At 74.0% G+C, this 21226-nt stretch carries 17 protein-coding genes and 1 pseudogene; 12 read left to right on the plus strand and 6 right to left on the minus strand.

Annotation, left to right across the window (positions count from 1 at the left end):
• Nucleotides 1-25: 25 nt before the first annotated feature.
• Both AB0M18_RS22415 and AB0M18_RS22420 read left to right on the plus strand, forming a co-directional pair.
• Nucleotides 26-235 carry a helix-turn-helix domain-containing protein gene (locus AB0M18_RS22415; RefSeq protein WP_365760656.1) on the plus strand — a complete coding sequence of 70 codons (210 nt, stop codon included), beginning with the start codon at nt 26-28 and terminating at the stop codon, nt 233-235.
• Nucleotides 236-790, plus strand: coding sequence for a Clp protease N-terminal domain-containing protein (locus AB0M18_RS22420; protein WP_365760658.1), 555 nt, complete (start codon nt 236-238; stop codon nt 788-790). It begins immediately after the preceding gene.
• A gap of 531 nt (nt 791-1321) precedes the next feature.
• Here the strand turns inward: AB0M18_RS22420 and AB0M18_RS22425 are convergent.
• Nucleotides 1322-1486 (minus strand): hypothetical protein, encoded by a 165-nt coding sequence (locus AB0M18_RS22425; protein WP_365760660.1) that lies wholly within the window; start codon nt 1484-1486, stop codon nt 1322-1324.
• A gap of 47 nt (nt 1487-1533) precedes the next feature.
• Nucleotides 1534-4044: an ABC transporter permease gene (locus tag AB0M18_RS22430; RefSeq protein WP_365760662.1), complete on the minus strand. Its 2511-nt coding sequence runs from the start codon at nt 4042-4044 to the stop codon at nt 1534-1536.
• Between the two features lie 241 nt (nt 4045-4285).
• Here AB0M18_RS22430 and AB0M18_RS22435 point away from each other — a divergent pair, with 241 nt between their 5' ends.
• Nucleotides 4286-4693, plus strand: a complete 408-nt coding sequence (locus AB0M18_RS22435) for a YciI family protein (protein WP_365760664.1) — start codon at nt 4286-4288, stop codon at nt 4691-4693.
• A 2-nt stretch (nt 4694-4695) separates the two neighbouring features.
• Nucleotides 4696-5841 carry a DUF6596 domain-containing protein gene (locus AB0M18_RS22440; protein ID WP_365760666.1) on the plus strand — a complete coding sequence of 382 codons (1146 nt, stop codon included), beginning with the start codon at nt 4696-4698 and terminating at the stop codon, nt 5839-5841.
• A 14-nt stretch (nt 5842-5855) separates the two neighbouring features.
• Here AB0M18_RS22440 and AB0M18_RS22445 read toward each other — a convergent pair whose 3' ends face one another.
• On the minus strand, nt 5856-6392 hold the full coding sequence (locus tag AB0M18_RS22445; RefSeq protein WP_365761005.1) for a hypothetical protein: 537 nt from the start codon (nt 6390-6392) through the stop codon (nt 5856-5858).
• A gap of 105 nt (nt 6393-6497) precedes the next feature.
• Here AB0M18_RS22445 and AB0M18_RS22450 point away from each other — a divergent pair, with 105 nt between their 5' ends.
• Nucleotides 6498-7679, plus strand: a complete 1182-nt coding sequence (locus tag AB0M18_RS22450; RefSeq protein WP_365760668.1) for a M20/M25/M40 family metallo-hydrolase — start codon at nt 6498-6500, stop codon at nt 7677-7679.
• A 6-nt stretch (nt 7680-7685) separates the two neighbouring features.
• Here the strand turns inward: AB0M18_RS22450 and AB0M18_RS22455 are convergent, their stop codons facing one another.
• Entirely contained in the window at nt 7686-8267 is a 582-nt protein-coding gene (locus AB0M18_RS22455; protein WP_365760670.1) for an ATP-dependent Clp protease proteolytic subunit, read from the minus strand.
• A gap of 231 nt (nt 8268-8498) precedes the next feature.
• Here AB0M18_RS22455 and AB0M18_RS22460 point away from each other — a divergent pair, with 231 nt between their 5' ends.
• Nucleotides 8499-9524, plus strand: coding sequence for a LacI family DNA-binding transcriptional regulator (locus tag AB0M18_RS22460; RefSeq protein ID WP_365760672.1), 1026 nt, complete (start codon nt 8499-8501; stop codon nt 9522-9524).
• Between the two features lie 99 nt (nt 9525-9623).
• Here the strand turns inward: AB0M18_RS22460 and AB0M18_RS22465 are convergent, their stop codons facing one another.
• Nucleotides 9624-12413: a glycosyl hydrolase gene (locus AB0M18_RS22465; RefSeq protein WP_365760674.1), complete on the minus strand. Its 2790-nt coding sequence runs from the start codon at nt 12411-12413 to the stop codon at nt 9624-9626.
• 290 nt (nt 12414-12703) lie between these two features.
• On the opposite strand from AB0M18_RS22465, the gene AB0M18_RS22470 reads away from it, so the two are divergent.
• The 4 genes from AB0M18_RS22470 (at nt 12704) to AB0M18_RS22485 (ending at nt 17512) form a co-directional block, all read left to right on the plus strand.
• A complete protein-coding gene (locus tag AB0M18_RS22470; RefSeq protein ID WP_365760676.1) occupies nt 12704-14026 on the plus strand; it encodes an extracellular solute-binding protein in 1323 nt (440 codons plus the stop codon).
• A gap of 145 nt (nt 14027-14171) precedes the next feature.
• Nucleotides 14172-15125: a sugar ABC transporter permease gene (locus AB0M18_RS22475; protein WP_365760678.1), complete on the plus strand. Its 954-nt coding sequence runs from the start codon at nt 14172-14174 to the stop codon at nt 15123-15125.
• Nucleotides 15122-16042 (plus strand): carbohydrate ABC transporter permease, encoded by a 921-nt coding sequence (locus AB0M18_RS22480; RefSeq protein ID WP_365760680.1) that lies wholly within the window; start codon nt 15122-15124, stop codon nt 16040-16042. Before AB0M18_RS22475 ends, AB0M18_RS22480 begins: the two co-directional genes overlap by 4 nt.
• A gap of 72 nt (nt 16043-16114) precedes the next feature.
• Nucleotides 16115-17512 (plus strand): GH1 family beta-glucosidase, encoded by a 1398-nt coding sequence (locus tag AB0M18_RS22485; RefSeq protein ID WP_365760682.1) that lies wholly within the window; start codon nt 16115-16117, stop codon nt 17510-17512.
• A 25-nt stretch (nt 17513-17537) separates the two neighbouring features.
• Here AB0M18_RS22485 and AB0M18_RS22490 read toward each other — a convergent pair whose 3' ends face one another.
• Nucleotides 17538-18251: a DUF2993 domain-containing protein gene (locus tag AB0M18_RS22490; RefSeq protein WP_365760684.1), complete on the minus strand. Its 714-nt coding sequence runs from the start codon at nt 18249-18251 to the stop codon at nt 17538-17540.
• A gap of 175 nt (nt 18252-18426) precedes the next feature.
• Between AB0M18_RS22490 and AB0M18_RS22495 the strand changes: the two genes are divergently transcribed.
• Both AB0M18_RS22495 and AB0M18_RS22500 read left to right on the plus strand, forming a co-directional pair.
• Nucleotides 18427-18954 carry an NUDIX hydrolase family protein gene (locus tag AB0M18_RS22495; protein WP_365761007.1) on the plus strand — a complete coding sequence of 176 codons (528 nt, stop codon included), beginning with the start codon at nt 18427-18429 and terminating at the stop codon, nt 18952-18954.
• A gap of 113 nt (nt 18955-19067) precedes the next feature.
• Nucleotides 19068-21226 (plus strand): annotated as a pseudogene (locus tag AB0M18_RS22500) (DUF4139 domain-containing protein).

Here is a 21226-nt window from a genome sequence, read left to right on the forward strand (position 1 = left end):
CCGCCGTCAACCTACGTTGACATTCATGAGTGAGGCGACCGATCTGGCCGGCCGCGCCGGCGACCGGGATCCCCGTGTGGGGTTGCGGGCCGTGGCCGCGTTGCGGCGGCTGTTGGAGCAGTTGGAGTCCGTGCAGGTGCGCAGTGCACGGGCGCAGGGGTGGTCGTGGCAGGAGATCGCGGCCGAGTTGGGAGTCAGCAGGCAGGCCGTGCACAAGAAGTACGGGAGGTCGTAGATGTTCGAGAGGTTCACGGCGGCGGCGCGGTCGGCGGTGGTCGGCGCGCAGGCGGAGGCCGCGAGTGCCGAGGCGGCGATGGTGGCGGAGGAGCATCTGTTGCTGGCTCTGCTGGAGCAGGGGGCGCTGGATCCGCTCGGGGTGGATCGGGCGGCCGTGCGGGCTGGGCTGGTCGAGTCGCGCCGGCGGGGCGGGCTGTCGAAGGCGGACGAGGAGGCGCTCGCCGGGCTGGGGATCGATCTCGACGAGGTGGTGGCGCGGGTCGAGGAGACCCACGGCGAGGGCGCCCTGACCGCCTCGGCGCCGCGGGGCCGGGGGCGTGGTGCGGGGCTGTTCGGGCGGCGCGAGGCCGGGCCGCGGTCCCATCGTCCGTTCGCCACGGAGACCAAGCAGGTGCTCGAGAAGTCCCTGCGGATCGCCCTCGGGCGCAAGGACAAGGAGATCGGGGCACGGCATCTGGTGCTCGCGCTCGTCGCCCGCCCGGGTCCGGTGTCCGAGGTCCTCGCGGACCACGGCGTCACCTACGAGCGGGCGGAGCGCGAGCTCGCCGGCTGACGAGCCGAACGAGACCTGTCCCGGCCGTTCGCGTACGGAGCCCGGTGGCGAGGTGGCCACTGCGCGTCCGGCGACTCCGGGGGCGCACCGGGGTGGTCGTGGGCGGCGAGCAGCGCCTCCACCGTCGAGTCCGGATCCCACCCGGGGTCCAGGCCGGTCAGCGCCCGGCGACCCGGCGCCAGGCCTCCGGGTCCGTGCGGAGTGAGGTACGCACGAAGCCGGCGAGGAGCATGCGCGCCTCGGCGGCCTGGGGCGGGGCCCCCTGCGAGCAGTTCCGTCGTCACCCGCTCGGGCAGCGCGGTGAACGCGGCCGCGGCGTGTCGCGGTTCCGTGTGCTCGAGGAGGCCGAGCGTGCGGTGGACACTGCGGGGCGCGGGCGGCCGGACCGCTTCTTCGGACGACGCCGGAACGGCCGCCGCCGGCAGCGCGGCGAGCAGTTCGGGAAGGCTGCCCCGGTGCGCGCGGCCGGTGCGTCGTGCAGCGCGCACCAGCGGGTGGCGTCCGCGTCGAGGTGACCGGTCGTCAACTCGCCTAGGAGGGCGCGGTCTCGTCGTCGGCGCCGCCCGCGGCGGCGACATCGGCCGCCACCGCGCGCAGCGCGGCGCCGCTCCCCGGCCCCGGGTCCGCCGTGTCCCGACCGGCCCCGAGCATCTCGCGCAGCAGCCGACCCGCCGCCTCCACCCGCGTGTTCGTCATGGTCGCCCATGCTGGACACGGAACCGCCCCGCCCGGCCGGGCCGTTCCTACTCCGCCCGCAGCGCGTCCACGACCATCATGCGGCGCACCCGGCGGGCCGGGAGGACCGAGGCGGCGATGCCCGTCAGGACGGTGGCGGTGAGGATGCCGAGGACGGTGAGGGCGGTGCCGCCCGAGGAGGCGAGGACCGTCAGCGGCGAGATGCGGGCGCCCATCACCGACCGGGCGGCGAGAGTGCCGTAGACCAGGCCGAGGAGCGTGCCGGCGAGGGCTCCGGAAAGGGCGAGGAGAACGGATTCCAGGGTCAGCATGCGGCGGAGCCGGCTGCCGGAGAGGCCGATGGCGCGGAGCATGCCGAACTCGCGGGTGCGTTCCTCCACGGTGAGCATCAGGGTGGCGGCGACGCCCAGGGCGGCGATGGCCATGGAGAAGCCGAGCAGGACGGTGACCACCAGCATCAGGCGGTCCAGCATCGAGCGGACCAGGCGCGCGTCGGAGCCGGTGTCGGCGATGCGTACCTCGGGGTGGGTGGCCAGGGCGCGGTCCAGGGTGGCGCGGGCGCTGTCGTGGTCGGTGCCGTCGGCCGGGTTGACGAGGACGGCCGACGGTCCGCCGGTCTCCGGAGCGAGGTGGTCGAGGGTGGCGGGGGTGACGTACACCGTCGCCTCGGGGTGGAGCGCGATCGGCAGGGCGGACCGGCCGCCGACGACGGTGAGCGGGGTCGCCCGGCCGGCCACCCGGAGGGTTCCCGAGCGGCCGCCGAGGGCCAGTGCCTGGCCGTCGCGCAGGGCGCGGGCCTCGGCCACGCCCTCGGCGGCCGGGTTGAGCGCGGTCGGGTCGGCAGCGGCGACGACGGTGCGGTGGCCGTCGACGGTGAGCGTGGCCGTACGCACCGGGGTGACGGTGAGGCCGGGTGCGGCGCGCAGGGCGGCGACGGCGTCGGCGGGGACGGCCGGGCCGTCCGGCTGAAGGGCGAACACGGCGGGCATGCGGTCGGCGAGGAGCTGGTTCAGGCCGCCCTTGGTGACGCCGATGGCGGTGACCGCGGAGACGGCGACGGTGACGCCGACGAGCATGGCGGAGGCGGCGGCACCGGTGCGGGCCGCGTTGGCGCGCAGTTGCTGCACGGAGAGCCGGCCGACGATGCCGAAGGGGCGGCGCAGCGCGAGGCCGAGGAGGGCGACGAGCGGGGGCAGCAGGTGGCGGGCGTACCGGAGCACGGCGAAGAAGGTGAGGATCGCGCCGAGGGTGACGGCGAGCAGGGCGAGCGGGGATCCGCCGAGGGCCCCGAGGCCGAGCAGGGCGCCGCCGCCGATCAGCATGAGGACGGTGACGATCTCGCGCAGGGCGCGGCTTCCGGGTTCGGGGAGCCGGGCGTCGCCGCCGGCGGCGAGCACGGCGACCGGCGGGACGGCGGAGGCGGCGCGGGCGGGTTTGCGGACGGCCCACAGGGTGAGCAGGACGCCGAAGAGTCCGCCGAGGACGAAGGTCCAGATGCCCGGCATCAGGGAGAGGTGGATCGGTCCGAGGTCGGCGAGGCCGTTGACGAGTGCGCCGCCGAGGGCGCAGGCCGCGGCGCCGGCGGCGAGTCCGGTGGCGGAGGCGAGCAGTCCGAGCAGGAGTCCCTGGCGGCGGATGATGCGCCGCAGCTGGTCGCGGTCGGTGCCGACGCAGCGCAGCAGGGCGAGCCGGCGGGCGCGCTGGGCGAGGACGACGGAGAAGGTGTTGGTGACGACCATGCGGGCGACGGCCATGGCGATGAGTACGAAGGACAGCGCGGCGGTCAGTACGACCGCGTACATGGTCCGGCCGCTCTGCTCGGCCTCCGCCACGGCCGCGGCGTGGGTTCGGACGGCGACCTCGTCGTCGCCGAGGGCGTGCCGTACGGCGTCGGTCACGGCGCGGGGGTCTGCGCCGGGGGCGACGGCCAGGTCGAGGTGGGTGGCGCGCGGGGCGGTCGTATAGCGGCCGGCCGCGGCGTACGGGACGCCGATCGCGGGCCCGGAGCCGAGGGTCTGCGAGGCGGAGGTGTCGAGGAGACCGGTGAGGCGCACGTCGGTGGTGCCGCCGGCCGCGCGGGTGATCCGTACGGTGTCGCCGACGCCCGCGCCGACGCGCGCCGCGCTGTCCCGGTCGAGGACGACCTCACCGGTGCCCTCGGGCCAGCGCCCGCTGTCGAGGCGCTGCCAGCGCAGGGCGGGGTCGCCGGCCACGGTGGTGAGCCGGGCACGGGCGTCGAGCGGGCGTCCGTCCGGGGTGAGGACGTTGGCGTGGCCGGTGAGCCGTTCGGCGACGGCGGTCACCTGGGGCAGCCTCGCCATCCGCGCCGCCACCCCGGCGGGCAGCGAGCCGGTCTGCGTACGTGGGGTGACCTGGACGGCCGCGGGGCCGACGTCGGCCGCCGCCGACTGCTCGTACGACTGGACCAGCGCGCCCGCGCCGCCCACGGACAGGAGCAGGAAGGCGACCCCGACGGCCACGGCGGCGCCGGTGAGGACGAGTTGGCGCAGCTGGGCGCGGAAGTCCTTGACGGTGAAGGCGAGGAGTGACGACGACATGCCCACCACGCTAGGAGCGGAGCACTCCCCCGCACGGCCCCACCAGGCACGATTCCGGGTCAGCCCGGAGTCGTCACCGCGCGTCGCCGGGCGTACCTCTCCGGTAGGACTCGGTGTACGACCGAAGGCGCGGGGCGGCGCCCGAAGAATTCTCGGCCGGTGATGTCGAGAACGCGTGGCCCGCTCCGTCCCCGGTGTGAACGCGACCAGAATGGGCCGCACCACACCGAGGAGAGACACCATGGCCAAGTACCTGCTTCTGAAGCACTACCGCGGCGCCCCGGACGCGATCAACTGCGTCCCCATGGACCAGTGGACGCCGGAGGAGATCACGGCGCACATGCGGTACATGCACGATTTCGCGGCGCGCCTGGAGAAGACCGGCGAGTTCGTCGACGGGCAGGCACTGGCGCCCGAGGGGGCGTGGGTCCGGTACGACGGCGAGGGGCGCCCGCCGGTCACCGACGGGCCGTTCGCCGAGACGAAGGACCTGATCGCCGGGTGGATGGTGATCGACGTCGACTCGTACGAGCGGGCGGTCGAGCTGGCGGGTGAGCTGTCGGCGGCGCCGGGGGCGGGCGGGGAGCCGATTCACGAGTGGCTAGAGCTGCGTCCCTTCCTCGCCGCGCCGCCCACCGTCACGGAGTGATCATGGACGAGGCGCTGCTGCGGGGCCTGACGCCGGGCGTGCTCACCGTCCTCGTCCGCCGCGGAGCGGATTTCGCGGCGGCCGAGGATGCCGTGCAGGACGCGCTGGTGGAGGCGGTGCGGGTGTGGCCGGCCGATCCGCCGCGCGATCCGAAGGGCTGGCTGGTGACGGTGGCGTGGCGCAGGTTCCTGGACGCGACGCGGGCGGACGCCGCCCGGCGGCGCCGCGAGGAGCGCGTGGAGGTGGAGCCGGAGCCCGGGCCCGCCGCTCAGGCGGACGACACGCTGCGGCTCTACTTCCTGTGCGCGCATCCGTCGCTGACCCCGTCGTCGGCGGTCGCGCTGACGCTGCGCGCGGTGGGCGGGCTGACGACGCGCCAGATCGCGGCCGCGTATCTGGTGCCGGAGGCGACGATGGCGCAGCGCATCAGCCGCGCGAAGCGGACTGTCTCGGACGTGCGGTTCGACCGGCCGGGGGATGTCGGGACGGTGTTGCGGGTCCTCTATCTGGTGTTCAACGAGGGCTATTCCGGTGACGTCGACCTCGCCGCCGAGGCGATCCGGCTCACCCGGCAGCTGGCGGCGGCGATCGACCACCCCGAGGTGGCGGGGCTCCTCGCCCTGATGCTGCTCCACCACGCCCGGCGGGCGGGCCGGACGACGCCCGACGGCGGTCTCGTACCGCTCGCCGAGCAGGACCGCAGGCTGTGGGACACGGCGCTGATCGCCGAGGGGGTGGAGATCCTGCAGTCGGCACTGGCCCGGGACCGGCTCGGCGAGTTCCAGGCGCAGGCGGCGATCGCGGCGCTGCACGCGGACGCGCCGACGGCCGGGGAGACGGACTGGGTGCAGATCGTGGAGTGGTACGACGAGCTGGCGCGGTTCAACGACAGCCCGGTCGTCCGGCTCAACCGCGCCGTCGCCGTCGGCGAGGCCGACGGCCCGCGCGCGGGCCTCGCCGCCCTCGCGGACCTGGATCCCACGCTGCCCCGCCACGCCGCGGCCGCCGCGTACCTCCACGAGCGCGCCGGCGACCTGACGACGGCGGCACGGCTCTACGCGGACGCGGCCCACAAGGCGCCGAACCTCGCCGAGCGGGACCATCTGACCCGGCAGGCGGCGCGGCTGAACACACGGCTGCGGGGGTGACGGACGGGGCGGGATCAGATCCCCGGGTCAGGCTCCGGTCCCGAGGCCCGCCCTTCCTCCGCCCTCCTGCCGCGCAGCAGCGCCCTGGCCGCCTCGATCGCCTCCGCCTCCAGGGCCGCGACCGGCACGCTCCAGGACTCCTCCCAGGAGTCCAGCATGCACGAGCAGTGCACGAGCGCGTCCAGTTCCTCGGGGCGGCCCAGGTCGTCGGCGATCTCCGCGCTGATCAGGTGCGCGCCGGAGGCGGGATCGAGCGAGCCGTCGACCATCCGCTCCGCCGTCCAGAGGGCGAAGGCCCAGGCGGCGGCCCGGGGCTCCGCCGGCGCCCGGAAGGCGAGCCCGAGTTCGTCGAGGACCCGCTCGAACAGCTCCGGGGCCTCGGGTTCCTCGCTCCGCAGGAGGCCGGAGAGTTCGGGGAGCGACGGGCTGTCGACGCCGGCGATCAGCGCGTCGAGGCCCGCCCGGATCAGCTGGTCGGAGCCGACGTGCCGTCCGAAGGCTCGCAGTCGCGCGACACGGCCGAGTCGGGTGAGGGCGGCGGCCTGGTCCATCACGTCGGGCTGCTCCAGGTGGAGGCGGCAGGGAGGTCCAACCCTCGCACATGCCAGGCTTGCTCCCGAGCAGAAGTCCCGCGCTGCCGTCCCCGGGGAGGAATGATGAGGCGGACACCGGCCGACGTCGGGTCCGTGGTCGCGCTCGCGCAGGCGCTCGTGCGGCGGCCGAGCCGGGGTGGGGTCGACCCGTACGAGCCGGTGCTCGGGGTGCTGGAGGGGTGGCTGCGGGAGCGGGGACTGGCACAGCGGCGGCTGCGGTCGCCCGGTGGGGAGGTCGTCGGGCTGCTCGTCGAGGTCCGGGGCGGGCGGCCGGGGCCGTGGTGGGTGCTGGACGCGTGTGTGGACACCGCGCCGTTCGGGGACACCGGCCGCTGGTCGTTCTCCCCCACGTCCGGGCAGGTGCGTGACGAGTGGCTGCTCGGGCGCGGGGCGGCCGACTCGAAGCTGGCCGCGGCCCTGTTCTGTCACCTCGCCGCCGAACTCGCGCCGCGTGCGGAGGAGTTCACCGGCGGGCTCGCCGTGCTGCTCGACGTGGACGAGCACACGGGTGCCTTCGGCGGCGCCCGCGCGTTCCTCGCCGATCCGCAGGCCCCGAAGCCGGCTGGGGTGATGATCGGCTACCCGGGCCTGGACGAGGTCGTCGTGGGCGGGCGCGGGCTGTGGCGGGCGACCGTCACGGTGTACGGCGAGGCCGGGCACTCCGGTGCGCGCCGGGCGGGCGTGGGGGCGATCGGGCGGGCCGCGCACCTCGTCGGTCTCCTCGACGCCGCCGAACTGCCCGGCCCGGACCGGGACTCCGGCTTCCCGCTCGGTCCGAGACTGACGGTGACCGCGTTCCACGGCGGCGAGGGCTTCTCCGTCACCCCTGACCGGGTGGATGTCCACGTCGACGTGCGGACGACGCCGGAGTTCGGTGCGGGGGCCGCCGCCGGGCTCGTACGGCGGGAGGTCGCCGCGCTCGATGCCGTACGGCCCGGGCCGAGGCCGACCGGGATCGCGGAGGTGGCGGACTGGCCGGCGTACCGGCTCGACGCGGGGCGGCAGCCCGCGGCGGCGCTGCTCGCCGCCGCCAGGGACGCCGGCCTGGTGGTGCGGGCGAAGACCGCCGGGCCGTCGAACATCGGGAACCTGCTCGCCGGTGCGGGGATCCCGGCGACGGCGGGGTTCGGTGTCCCGTACGAGGGGCTGCACGGGATCGACGAGCGGGCCTCGCTCGCCGAGCTGCCCACGGTGTACGCCGTGTACCGCCGGGCCGTACTGGACCTGCTGGGCGCGGCGGGCTGACCCCGGTCAGGGCTCGGGCGGGGTGGTGTCCAGGACGCGGTCGATGAGGCCGTACTCCAGGGCCTCCGCCGGGGTGAGCCAGCGGTCGTCGGCGAAGTCCCGTACGACCTGGGCGACTTCGCGATGGGTGAAGTCCGCGAGGAGGTCGGCGATGCGGTCCCGGCTGTAGCGCAGTTCCTCGTGCTGCGGGCCCTCGGTGGTGCCGGTGGGCGGCTGGGCGAAGGCCGGCAGGTGGAGCATCATGCGGGCGTTGGGGAGGGCGTAGCGCTTGCCCGGGGTGCCGGCGGAGACGAGGAACTGGGCCATCGAGGCGCAGTGGCCGAGGCCGATGGTGACGACGTCGTTGTCGATGTGCCGCATGACGTCGTAGATCGCCATGCCGGCGGACACGGATCCGCCGGGCGAGTTGATGTAGAGGGTGACGGGGCGGGCGTTCTCGGCGGCGAGGAGCAGCAGCTCGGCGGTGATGCGGTCGGCGGTCGCGCCGGTGATCGGCTCGCTGATGTGGAGGATGCCGTGCCGCAGCAGCCGCTCGACGACGGGGTCCGTGCCGGGACCGCCGGCCGGCTCGTCGGGGGCGGAGCTCATACCGGGCTTCTCCCTCCTGTGGCGAGGGGACGGGGCTCGTGCCGCCCTCGTACGGCATACCTCTGCAGGGGTTCCCCGCGGCCCGCCCGGCATCACAGCCGCCAGCCGATCGGAGCAGCGGCCCGGCTCCCGCCCCCGCATCCTGGGAGCGCTCTCAAAGCCGCCGTCCAGCGTCTATCCTGATCGGCGTCGTACCGGCCGTGCGGAACGGAGGATCGAGGAGTGCCTGCCTTGCCCGAGGAGACCACGGAGCCGTCCCGCCCCACCCTGGAGGCCGTCGCGGCACGGGCCGGAGTGTCCCGGGCGACGGTCTCGCGGGTCGTCAACGGCGCCGCGGGGGTGCGGCAGCCGCTGGTCGACAAGGTGCGCGAGGCCGTCGAGGAGCTGGGCTACGTGCCGAACCAGGCCGCGCGTTCCCTGGTGACACGGCGGCAGGGCGCGGTCGCCGTGATCATCGCGGAGCCGGAGTTCCGGATCTTCTCCGATCCCTTCTTCGAGCAGCAGGTGCGCGGGATCAGCCGGGAGCTGACCGCCCGGGACACCCAGCTGGTGCTGCTGTGGGTGGAGGGCCCCGGGGACCACGGGCGGATCGCGCGCTATCTGGACGGCGGGCATGTGGACGGGGCCCTCGCGTTCTCGCTGCACAGCGACGACCGGCTGCCGGCGCTGATCGCGCGCAGCCGGGTCCCGGCGGTGTTCGGCGGCCGGCCGGCGGCCTCGGGGCCCACCGTGCCGTACGTCGACTGCGACAACCGGGGCGGGGCACGGGACGCGGTACGGCATCTGGTGTCCCTGGGACGGGAGCGGATCGCGCATCTCGCGGGTCCGCGTGACCAGACCTCGGCGCTCGACCGGATCGCCGGCTACCACGACGTGCTGGTGGACGCGGATCCGGAGCTGCTGTGCCAGGGGGACTTCACCCGGGAGAGCGGGGCGCGCGCGATGGCCGAACTCCTCGACCGGCGGCCGGACGTCGATGCCGTCTTCGCCTCGAACGACCTGATGGCGGCGGGCGCGCTGCGGACGCTGCGCGAGCGCGGGATCCGGGTGCCGGAGGACATCGCGGTGGTCGGTTTCGACGACATGGAGTCGGTGGTGCGGGAGACCGATCCCGCGCTGACGACGATCCGTCAGGACATCGAGGGCATGGGGCGGTTGATGGTCCGGCTGCTGATGCGGCTGCTCGACGGGGCGGCGGACGCGGCGACGGCCTCGGTGATCACGGAGACGAGTCTGGTCCGGCGGTCCTCCGCCTGACGGGAACGGACGAGGAGGCGGCGGCGCGGCCACCGAGGCCACGCCGCCGCCCTCAAGCCCGGGCCTGCGCCCGGGCCCGAGCCCGGGCCCGGGCCCGTCTCAGTCGTACGGGATGACGAGGACGGAGTCCGCCGCGCCGGTCCTCAGCCGGGAGTCGGCATTGCCGATGGCGCTCCAGACCTCCAGGCGTACGGTGCCGCCGGTCAGGTTGCCGAGGGTGCCGGTGGCGGTCTGCAGGCCGCGGTTCTGGTTGTACTCCTCCCAGCCGGTCACCGGGTCGGTGGCGAAGTAGTGGTAGGTCTCGGTGCGGTCGAAGGTGCCGTCGCCGGTGAGGTCGTAGCTGACGCGGACCTGCTGGCCGAGGCCGACGACGGTGCCGGCGTCCACCGGGAGGCGGAACGCGGTCGCACCGCCCGCCCTCAGCGTGCCGTTGACGCCGCGGGCCTCGTAGACGAGCGGGCGGTAGGGGGTGCCGTCGTGGTTGGTGCCGCCGGCCGACGGGATGACGTCGCTGCCGGGCGTGGTGTCGGTGGCGGTGGTGAGGGTGCCGCCGGAGCGGGGGCGGAAGGTGTTGCCGGTGGACGGCTGAGGGTCGGGATCGGGGTCGGTGCCGCCGGTGCCGGTTCCGGTGGCGGTGGACCGGGCGGGGACGGTGAGGGTCTTGCCGTCGGAGAAGGTGACGGTGCGGGCCGTGGCGCCGTGGTTGTGGGCGGCGTAGGTGCGGACGCCGTTCTTGCTGAAGACGGCGGAGGTCGGCAGGTCGCCGGTGACCGACGGGTCGGGCGCGCCGAGGGCGTCGAGGGTGGTGATCCAGTGGTAGGTGTGGGCCTTGGACTCGCCCGCCTCGGGGGTGTACGCGGCGCTGCCGGCGTCCCACTTGGCGCGGGCGGCGGCGGGGTCGGCGAGGGACTGGAACTCCCAGAGGATGTCGCGCCATTCGACGGCGGGGCCGCCGTTCTCGCGTTCCATCTCGGCGATGTTGCGGCGGACGGCGTCCTTGCGGGCGGCGAGCTGGAGCGAACCGCCGGTCACCGGGAGGACGTTGATGCCGTGGATCTCCTCGGGGTTGGCGGTCCACCAGGTGGAGTAGGCGGCGCCGCTCCCCCAGACCATGCCGACGGTGTCGTGGGCGAAGGAGCCGGGGAAGACCTGCTGGTCGGCGTCGAACCAGTACTGGGCGACGGCCTCGCCCTCGGTGGCGAGGAGATAGCTGCCGAGGTCGCGCAGGGTGGTGTCGCCGGTGGCCGATCCCCAGAGGACGAGCGCAGCGCTGAGGTTGGTGGACTCGGAGGACGACTCCTGGTTGTTGCCGGCGGCGAAGCCCTGGTGTCCGGAGGCCCAGCTGTGGCCCGCGTAGACGTCGAAGCCGCGCAGGAAGGGGAAGGCGCCGTCGGTGCGGCTGGGGTTGGCGGTGTCGCGGATCAGGGTCTTGACCATGCCGCCCCAGGCGGAGTCGGCGGCCCAGCCGGGGTCGTACTGGGCGACGATCGCGGCGGCGAGGACATAGTAGCCGTAGTGGAAGTGGTGGTCGTTGAGTTCGGTGTCGCTGCCGTAGGAGGCGGGGTAGCCGATGAGGGTGCGCCAGTTCTGGTCGTACGAGAACTCGTTGGCGCCGCCGGCGGTGAACCAGTCCTGCAGCCGTCCCTTGAGGAGGGCGAGGAGACGGTCACGGGTCGCGGTCTCGCCGATCTGGTCGGCGACGGGGACGAGTTGGGCGAGTCGGCCGAGTGCCTTGCCGGTCCAGTAGGTGTCCACGGCCCCGTTGAGCGGGTCGGCGGAGTTGACGACCTCGTTCAGGTGGCCGCGCAGCCGGGCGGTGTCGACGGCGTCGGTGCGGGGCAGCGCCGGCAGGACGGGAGCGGCCTTCTGGACGGTGGTGAAGGCGGTGGCCTCGCGGACCTTCATGGTGCCGCGCGGGGAGACGTACGTGTACGGCGTGAGGGCGTCGGTGGTGTGCAGCCACTGGTGGCGGTAGAGGGCCTGGAGGGTGCCGCGTTCGGTGCCCTCCCTGGCCTCGGTGGTGAGGGTGTAGGTGGCCCGCACGGTGCCGCCGGTGGCGCTCCAGTCGACGCGGGAGCCGGTGACGAAGCTGAAGGCGTACTTCCGGTAGGTGGCGAGCGCGTCGGTGGAGGGCAGTACGGCGACGGAGAAGTAGTCCCGGCCGCCGAGGCCGGCGCTGATGGTGCTGCCGTTGACGGTCCAGTCGCTGCCGGTGGGCGCGAAGAGGGCGTAGTGGTGGCCGGCGACGGTGATGCCGAGGACGTTGCCCTGGTCGGCGAAGACGGCGGGGGTGCCGGCCGTGGTCACCTGGGCGTTCCCGCCGGCGCCCCGGGCGTACACGAAGGGACTGCCGTGGCCGATGGTGGTGCGCAGGGTGCGGGTGCCGTCGGACCAGTAGGGGGTGACGGTCCAGTCGGACCAGGCGTCCGCCCTGGTGTCGGGGGCGTTGAGCCCGGCGAGCCCGACGGTGAGGTCGCGCTTGTGCGCGAACTCGTACTGGCGCCCGTCGCCCACGATCGCGGGGCTGGTCGGGTAGCCGATGTCGAGTCCGCCCGCGGTGGCCTGGTAGGTGAGCGGGTGCCCGTACATGGGGGTCGAGTAGGGGTTGTCCCCGTAGCGCTGGAAGGCGAGTGAGGACCACCAGTCGTTGGTGGGGACGGGCCTGCCCTGGGCGGCCGGGGTGACCTTGGGGGTGACGGGCGTGCCGGTGTTGGTGGTGGGGCCGGAGGTGCCGGCCGGGCGGCTGTCGGAGTAGCTGCCGGCGCCCACGGGGACGCCGGCGGCGGCCGCGGGGGCCGCACCGGGACCCAGGCCGTATGCGGCGAGGGCGGCGGCCAGGGCGGTCGCGAGGAGGAACGAGGCGGCGTGGCGCGGGTGGGGGACTCGCATGGGGATACACCTCGGGTCGGCAGGTGGGGTGACGACGTGCGGGTGACGACGTGCGGATGAGGACGCCCGGATGACTACAGGTGAGAGCGCTCTCAGACGGCTGGAAACGTAGGGCGCTCCGAACAGTGGTGTCAATACATGACGCAACATCTGAAGTCCGTGCGGTTTCAGGGCCGTTACGCGTTCGACTCTTGACGGAAAGCGCACACCCCGGGCACGCTCCCCTCGCAGCTTGAGAGCGCTCTCAATCACGCGCTCTCGTTCGGTCCCGAAGCCAAGGGAGGCTTCCCATGCCCACTGCCCGAGCCGCCGGAAGAACCGCGGGAGCCCCCCGGAGGGCCGCCGTCCGCCTGGGGGCGGTCGCGCTCGCCGGGGTCCTGCTCGTCGCCTGCGGGGGTTCGCCGGACGGCGCCTCCGACAGCGCGGGCGGCGAGGTCACGATCACCGTGGACCTGTTCGGTTCGTTCGGCTATCAGGAGGCCGGGCTCTACGCCGAGTACGAGAAGCTGCACCCGGGCGTGACGATCAAGCAGACGGACACCGAGGACGAGGCCGACTACTGGAAGTCGCTGCAGACCCGGCTGGCCGGCGGCGGCGGTCTCGCCGACGTCCAGGCGGTCGAGGTCGGCCGGATCGCCTCGGTCGCACAGCAGCAGGCCGACCGCTTCGAGGACCTGCGCAAGCACGGCGCGGACCGGCTCAAGGGGCAGTTCTCCGAGGCCAAGTGGGCCGCCGCCATCGGGAAGAACGGCGAGGTGCTCGGTCTCGGCGCGGACATCGGCCCGGAGGCGATGTGCTACCGCAGCGACCTCCTCGCCGCGGCGGGCCTGCCCAGCGACCGCCAGGAACTCGCCCGCAAGTGGTCGACCTGGGAGGGCTATCTGGACCTCGGCCGGCAGTACAAGGCGAAGGCCTCCGCCAAGAGTGCCTGGCTGGACAGCGTCGGCAGTCTCTACTCGGTGATGATCGGGCAGGAGAAGGAGCGCTACTACGACGCCTCCGGGAAGCTGATCTGGGACACCAACCCGGCCCTGAAGAACGCCTGGAACACCTCCGTCACCGCGGCCCACGACGGGCTCAGCGCCAGACTCGACCAGTGGTCGCCGCAGTGGAACCAGGCCTTCTCCGCCGGCTCCTTCGCCACCCTCCCCTGCCCCGCCTGGATGCTCGGCTACATCAAGGGCCAGGCCGGTGACGCGGGCAAGGGCAAGTGGGACATCGCGAAGCTGCCCGGCGGCGCGGGCAACTGGGGCGGCTCCTACCTCACGGTGCCGCGCGCCGCGAAGCACAAGAAGGAGGCCTGCGAGCTGATCGCCTGGCTCACCGCCCCCGCCCAGCAGGCCCGGCTGTTCCAGAAGCAGGGCAGCTTCCCGTCCGCGACCGCCGCCATCGGACAGATCGCCGGCGCCACCGACCCGTACTTCTCCGGCGCGCCCATCGGCAGCATCTTCGGCGACGCGGCGAAGGGGGCCCCGGTGCAGGTGCTCGGCGTGCACGACCAGAGCGTGGCCCAGCAGATCACCAACGCCCTCGGCGAGGTCGAACGCAAGGGCACGGACCCGAAGCAGGCCTGGGCGAACGCCGCCAAGGGCGTCGAGAACACCATCGGCTGAGCCGGCCCCGCTCCGCTCCCCCGGTCCGGCGCCGTGCCCGCTCCTTCGGTCCGGCGCCACCCCGTCCGGGCCTCCGCCCCGCCCTCCCCCGGGGCGGTGGCCCTGTCCCCCTCCCCCTCACCCCTCCCTCCCGAAGGGCCGCAGCGTGACCCTGACCGCACCGACGACCACCGGACCGAGGGCGGCGAGCCCTCCGCCCGCGCTGCGGCGCGCCTGGCGGAAGGCCTCCCCCTACGCGTACCTCGCCCCCTTCTTCACCCTCTTCGCCGCCTTCGGGCTCTTCCCGCTGCTCTACACGGCGTTCGTGTCGCTGTACCGGGTGGAGCTGCAGACGCCCGGTGAGATGGAGTGGCGCGGGCTCGGCAACTACACGGCGCTGCTCGGCGACGCGTACTTCTGGACGGCGCTGCGCAACACCTTCACCATCGGGGTGCTGTCCACCGTGCCCCAGCTGGTGATGGCGCTGGGTCTCGCCCATGTGCTCAACTACCGGCTGCGCGGGCGGACGTTCTTCCGCACGGCGATGCTGCTGCCGTACGCGACCTCCGTCGCCGCCGCGACGCTCGTCTTCGCGCAGCTCTTCGGCCGCGACTTCGGACTGGTGAACGTCGTCCTCGGGCTGGTGGGCATCGACCCGGTGGACTGGCAGACCGGCACGGTGGCCTCCCAGGTCGCGGTCTCCACGATCGTGATCTGGCGCTGGACCGGCTACAACGCGCTGATCTATCTGGCCGGCATGCAGTCCATCCCCCGGGAGCTGTACGAGGCCGCGGAGATGGACGGGGCCTCGCGGTGGCGCCAGTTCTGGCATGTGACGCTGCCCGGGCTTCGCCCCACGATCGTGTTCACGGTCGTCGTGTCGACGATCGGCGCGACCCAGCTCTTCGGCGAGCCGCTGCTCTTCGAGGGCTCGGTGTCGGGCGGCATCTCGCACCAGTACCAGACGCTCGGCCTCTATCTGTACGAGCAGGGCTGGGGCTTCTTCCACCTGGGGCGGGCGGCGGCGATCGCCTGGGTGATGTTCCTGCTGATCCTGCTGGTCGTCGGGGCCAACGCCCTGGTCGCCCGGCGCCGTTCCCGCAAGGAGGCCGGCCGATGACCGCACTCGCCGCACCGCCCCCGCCCGTCCGGGAGTCCGCTCCGGAGCGGGTCACCCGGCGAGGCCGAGGCCGAGGCCTGCGCCGCTCGGGCGCCGGTCGCACCCTGCGGGGCGGGAAGCTCGTTTACGCGGTCCTCGTCCTCGCGGTCCTCGTCTCGGCGTTCCCCTTCTACTGGACGCTCGTCGCGGCAAGCCGCTCCAACGCCGACCTGGCGAAGGTGCCCCCGGCGCTCCTTCCCGGCCCGAACCTGGCCCACAACATCCAGGCGGTGACGCAGGAGGCCGACATCGGCACGGCGCTCCTCAACTCCCTGATCGTCTCCGGGTCGATCACCCTCGGCACGGTCCTGTGCTGCACCCTCGCCGGGTTCGCCTTCGCCAAGCTGCGCTTCCGCGGCCGGGGCGCACTGCTCGCGATCACCGTCGGCACCATGATGATCCCGCCGCAGCTCGGCGTCATCCCGCTGTTCATGCTCATCGCGAAGCTGCAGTGGGTGAACCAGCTCCAGGCCGTCATCCTGCCCGGACTCGTCTCCGCGTTCGGCGTGTTCTTCATGCGCCAGTACCTGGTGCAGTCGCTGCCGGACGAACTGATCGAGGCGGCCCGGGTCGACGACGCCTCCACCGGCCGGATCTTCTGGTCGATCGTGATACCGATCGCCCGGCCCGGCATGGCCGTGCTCGGCCTGCTCACCTTCATGACCGCCTGGAACGACTTCTTCTGGCCCGTCGTCGCCCTCTCCTCCTCCGAGCCGACCGTGCAGGTCGCCCTGCGCCAGCTCGGCGGAGGCTACGTCAACGACCAGTCCGTGATCATGGCAGGCACCCTGCTCGGCACCCTGCCCGTGCTCCTCGTCTTCGGCCTTCTCGGCCGGCAGATCGTCGGCGGGATCATGCAGGGCGCGGTCAAGGGCTGACCGCGAACCGGGCGCCCACCCCTCTTCCGAATCTCATCGGCCTTCTCTTCACTCTCAGGGAGTCGTGTCCTCATGACCATGCCGCTCCGCTTCCCGCCCGGGTTCCGCTGGGGCACCGCCACCGCCGCCTACCAGATCGAAGGGGCCGCCCGCGAGGACGGCCGCACGCCGTCCATCTGGGACACCTTCAGCCGGACGCCGGGACGGGTCCGCAACGGCGACACCGGCGACATCGCCGCCGACCACTACCACCGGACGGCCGAGGACATCGCGCTGCTGCGCCGGCTCGGTGTGACGGACTACCGCTTCTCGATCGCCTGGCCGCGCGTGCAGCCGACCGGCCGGGGTCCGGCCGTGCAGCAGGGCCTGGACTTCTACCGGCGGCTCACCGACGACCTCCGCGAGGCCGGGATCCGGCCGGTGGCCACGCTCTACCACTGGGACCTGCCCCAGGAGTTGGAGGACGCGGGCGGCTGGCCGCAGCGGGAGACCGCGTACCGCTTCGCCGAGTACGCGGGGCTCGCGGCCGAGGCGCTCGGCGACCGGGTGGCGACCTGGACGACGCTCAACGAGCCCTGGTGCGCCGCCTTCCTGGGGTACGGCAGCGGGGTGCACGCCCCGGGCCGCACCAGCGCCGTCGCCTCCCTGCGGGCGGCGCACCACCTCACCCTGGCGCACGGCCTGGCGGTCGGGGCGCTGCGCGCAGCCGTACGTCCTCAGACGGACCCGGCCGAGGTGTCGCTCACCCTCAACCTCCATGCGGTGCGGGCCCATTCGGACGAGCCGGGCGACCGTGACGCGGCCCGCCGGATCGACGCCGTCGGCAACCGGATCTTCCTCGACCCGGTGTTCCACGGGCGTCTGCCGAAGGACCTCGTCGAGGACACGGCGCAGGTCACCGACTGGTCCTTCGTACGGGACGGGGACCTCGCGACGGCGGCCACGCCGATCGACTCGCTCGGCATCAACTACTACTCCCCCACCGAGGTCGCGGCCGGTACGGAGACGGACCCCGGGGAGCCGTCGCCGTGGGCGGGTGCGGAGCGGCATGTGCGGTTCGTGCCGGTGGCCGGGCCGCGCACGGCCATGGACTGGCCGGTCGACGCGGACGGACTGTACGAGCTGCTGGGGCGGCTGCGGGACGAGCTTCCGGGTGTGCCCTTGATGGTGACCGAGAACGGCGCGGCGTACGACGACTACGCCGATCCGTCCGGCCAGGTCAGGGATCCCGAGCGGGTCGCCTATCTGCACGCCCATCTGTCCGCCGTGCACCGGGCGTTGGCGGACGGCGCCGATGTGCGCGGCTACTTCCTGTGGTCGCTGCTCGACAACTTCGAGTGGGCGTACGGCTACAGCAAGCGGTTCGGGATCGTGCACGTCGACTTCGCCACGCAGCGGCGCACCTTGAAGGACAGTGCCCGCTGGTACGCGGACGTCATCGCCCGGGGCGGCCTGCTCACGTCCGGCTGACGCGGGCGGCGACGGGCAGGCCGGGTCACCCGCCGAGGACGACCTGGTGGCCGGTCAGCTCGAACTCGACGCCGTCCGCGGTGGAGCGGACGGCGGTGATGTTGATGTTCTGCGGGAGCGGAATGCGCCAGGTGTACGGCTGGGGCGCGAGCTCGGGGACGCGGATCTGGAACTCGTCGGCCGCCACCGCGATGCTCGCCGCGGTGTCCTTGGTCTGCCCGTCCTTGGTGCCCGTGATGCGCAGCGGCGCCTCGGTGGCGGCGGCACCGCCGGAGGCCGGGGCGGTGCCCTGGGCGACGGTGAGGGCGCCGCCCTGGTCGATCAGCCGGGACAGGACACCGGACAGGGCGTCGTATCCGATCGTCACGCGGCCGGTGACCAGGTTCGCGTCGACACGGCGGGAGCTGAGGGAGCCGGCGGCGAGGTCGTGCAGCTCGAGGTCGAGCCGGCGGATGCCGAGGTGGTCGCCCTGGGCGTTCGTGGTGGTGTTGACCGAGAAGTTCCCGGCGCTCAGGGTGACGTGGTCGAACTCGAGGGAGGCGGCCTGGGTGAGGAACGGGAATCCGTGGATCGACAGCTCGGTGAAGCCGTTCGTCGAGTTGCCGTAGCCGTACTTCTCCTGCGCGAGGGCGACGGCCTCCTTCTCCGCGTAGTGCACGGCGATCCGGTCCACCGCGATGAACAGCCCCGCGAGTATGCCGAACACGATCAGCAGCACCTTGACCCAGCGCCGTCCCATCCCCGTACTCCCCCGTTTCGCACCGCGCCCCCGACGGGCGTCGGCTCGTCACCGGCCGTACTCATGACCGGGAGTCGATCTTATGTCGTACGGATGCGGGGGCTTCCACCCGCCCGGCAGGCGTGTTTCCCGAGACGCGGCACGGCCGGGAAAGTATGATCAAGCGATGTCTGACATGACCGAAACCACGCCTGGCTGGCTGTCGGCGGACGAGCTGAACACCGCCCGGGGCAGCATGCCGATCCTGTACGTCGAGGCCGTGCCCGTGCGCGTGGACGACAGCGGCGAAGTCACCAGCATCGGCCTGCTTCTGCGGATCGGCGCGGACGGAACGATCAGCCGCACGCTCGTCTCCGGCCGTGTCATGCACCACGAGCGGATCCGCGACGCGCTGCTGCGGCACCTGGAGAAGGACCTCGGCCCGGTGGCGCTGCCCCGGATCCCGTCCTCCCTCCAGCCGTTCACGGTCGCCGAGTACTTCCCGACGGCCGGCATCACCCCGTTCCACGATCCGCGCCAGCACGCGGTCTCGCTCGCGTACGTCGTCCCGGTGACCGGCGACTGCCGGCCGCGCCAGGACGCCCTGGACCTGGTCTGGTTCAGCCCGCAGGAGGCGGCCTCGGCGGCGGTGCAGGGCGAGATGCCCGGCGGGCACGGGGCGCTGCTGCGGCAGGCGCTGGCTCATGTGGGGCTGGCGTTCTGAGCTCATGACCGGCCGGCGGGCCCGGCTGTCGGGGCGCTGAACCCCGTCGGACTGTCGGTGGCGCCGCGTAGGCTTTCGGCCGCTGGGACGAACACGGCCTTCGGGGGCGGGGAATGACGGTGGACACGGAGCGCGCACGGGCCCTCGGCTGGGGGTCGGTGCTCGACGGTGTGGTGGTGTACGCGCAGGGGGCGCTGTGCACGCGGCTGGCGCGTGGGGTGGTCCCGCCCGGCGGCCGGGTGCGGGTGACGGGTCTGCCGCGGGTGGCGGACCCGGCCTCGCTGCGGGTGCGCGTGGTGGGCGGCTCGGAGGTACGGGTCACCGAGGCGCGCGTCGAGATCGCCGCCGAGCCGGTCGCGGACGGCGGCGGGGACGCGTTGCGCCGTGAGGCGGAGCGGCTGCGCGAGGAGCAGACGCGCGTGCGGGCACGCCGGGACCGTCAGTCGGCCCTGATCGAGGAGGTCGCGGCGCTGCGTCCGGTCGCGCCGCCGCGCAGACGCGACGATCCGCAGCCGCACCGGCCCGCGCCGGTCGAGGCGTGGCTGGATCTCACGGAGTTCGTGGACGAGCGGCTCGCCCGGCTGCACGCCCGGCTCACCGAGCTGGAGGAGGAGCTCCAGGACCTCGACCACGAGGCGGAGGTCCTGGAGGACCGGATGGCCCGCGCCTCCGACGCCCGTCCGGACGCGCACGTGGACACCACGGTGAGCGCGGTCCTCACGCTCGACGGCCCGGTCGGCCGGGAGGTCGAGCTGGCCGTGGAGTACGGGGTACCGGGTGCCGTGTGGGTCCCGTCGTACCGCCTGGACGCCCGGCAGGGCGACGGCGGCGGCCGGCTGGTGCTGCGGGCCTCGGTCGCCCAGCGCACCGGCGAGGACTGGACGGGGGTACGGGTCGCCTTCGCGACCGCCGATCTGAGCCGTCGCAGCGACCTGCCCCGGCTCGCCTCGATCCGCGTCGGGCGCAGCCGGCCCGCACCGGCCCCGGCGGGGTGGCGCGAGCCGCCGGCCGGGCTCGGCGATCTGTTCTCCGGGTACGACGCGACGGGTCCGAAGCCGGGACCGCGCGGGCCGTTCGGCCTGCCGGCAGCGGTCGGGGGCGGAATCGGGTCCGGGTCCGGGTCCGGGGGCCCGGCTCGGAAGAGGGCCAGGAGCGGGGGTGGGTTCGGCGCCCGGCCCGAGGCCGCGGTCCCCCGGCCCGTACCGGCTCCCGCCGCCGTGATGCCGCCGCCTCCGCCTCCGGCGCCGGGTGGTCCGCAGGCGCCGGGTGGTCCGCAGGCGCCCGGCGCCGCGCCCCGCGCCGCCTACGGCGGCAGCCCGTACGGAGGCGCGTACGGTGCGCCCCCGCCCATGCAAGGGATGCCCGCCCCGGCCGCCGTACCGCCGGCCGCCGAACCGGTGGCCGGGCCGCCGCGGCCCAGCGGTGCCGAACTCGACTACGCGACGCTGGTGCTGAGCGGTCCGGACGAGCCGGCGGCCCGCCGGGGGCGGCTGTTCCCGGGGACGGCCGCGGCCGACCCGGTGGCCGCCGAGCACCGGCTGCGGGCCGAGAAGGTGGCGGGGCTGCTGCCGCTGCCCGGGCACGCCGTGCGGCCGCGCACGTCGGCCGGTTCCTTCGACCACCGCTACGACGCGGCGGCCCGCGCGGACATCCCGTCCGACGGCACCTGGCACACCGTCACCGTCGGCGAGATCACGGTCGGTCTGCGCACGGAGTACCTGTGCGTGCCGTCCGTCGAGGAGACCGTGTACGCGACGCTGGTGCTGTCCAACACCAGTGGGCAGGCGCTGCTCGCCGGCGGCATGGAGGTGGCGGGCAGCGACGGCCTGATGGTGACGGCGGCGCTGCCCACTCTCGCGCCCGGCGGCGAGCGTCGCGTGGGCCTCGGCCCGGCCGACGGGATCCGGGTGACCCGCCGGACCCGGCTGCACGAGTCGACGGCGGGCCTGCGCGGCGGCACGATCGTCCTGGACCACCGGGTGCGCGTCGAACTGGCCAACACGCTGGCCCGGCCGGTCGTCGTCGAGGTGCAGGAGCGGGTTCCGGTCAGCTCTAGGCGGATGTGAAGATCCAGGAGCGGGCCGACTGGACCGATCCCGCACACCGTGAGGACGGCGGATCCGGCGCCGGCCCCGAGCCGGAGGCCCTCGCCCTCGGCACCCGCCTGTGGCGGGTCGACCTGCCCGCCGGCGCCACCGCCGCACTCGACGGCGGCTACGAGATCCGCATCCCGGCCGGCAAGGCCCTCGCCGGCGGCGACCGGAGGAGCTGA

Origin of the sequence: Streptomyces sp. NPDC051909 (genome assembly GCF_040681095.1) — a bacterium.
Classification (GTDB): Bacteria; Actinomycetota; Actinomycetes; order Streptomycetales; family Streptomycetaceae; genus Streptomyces.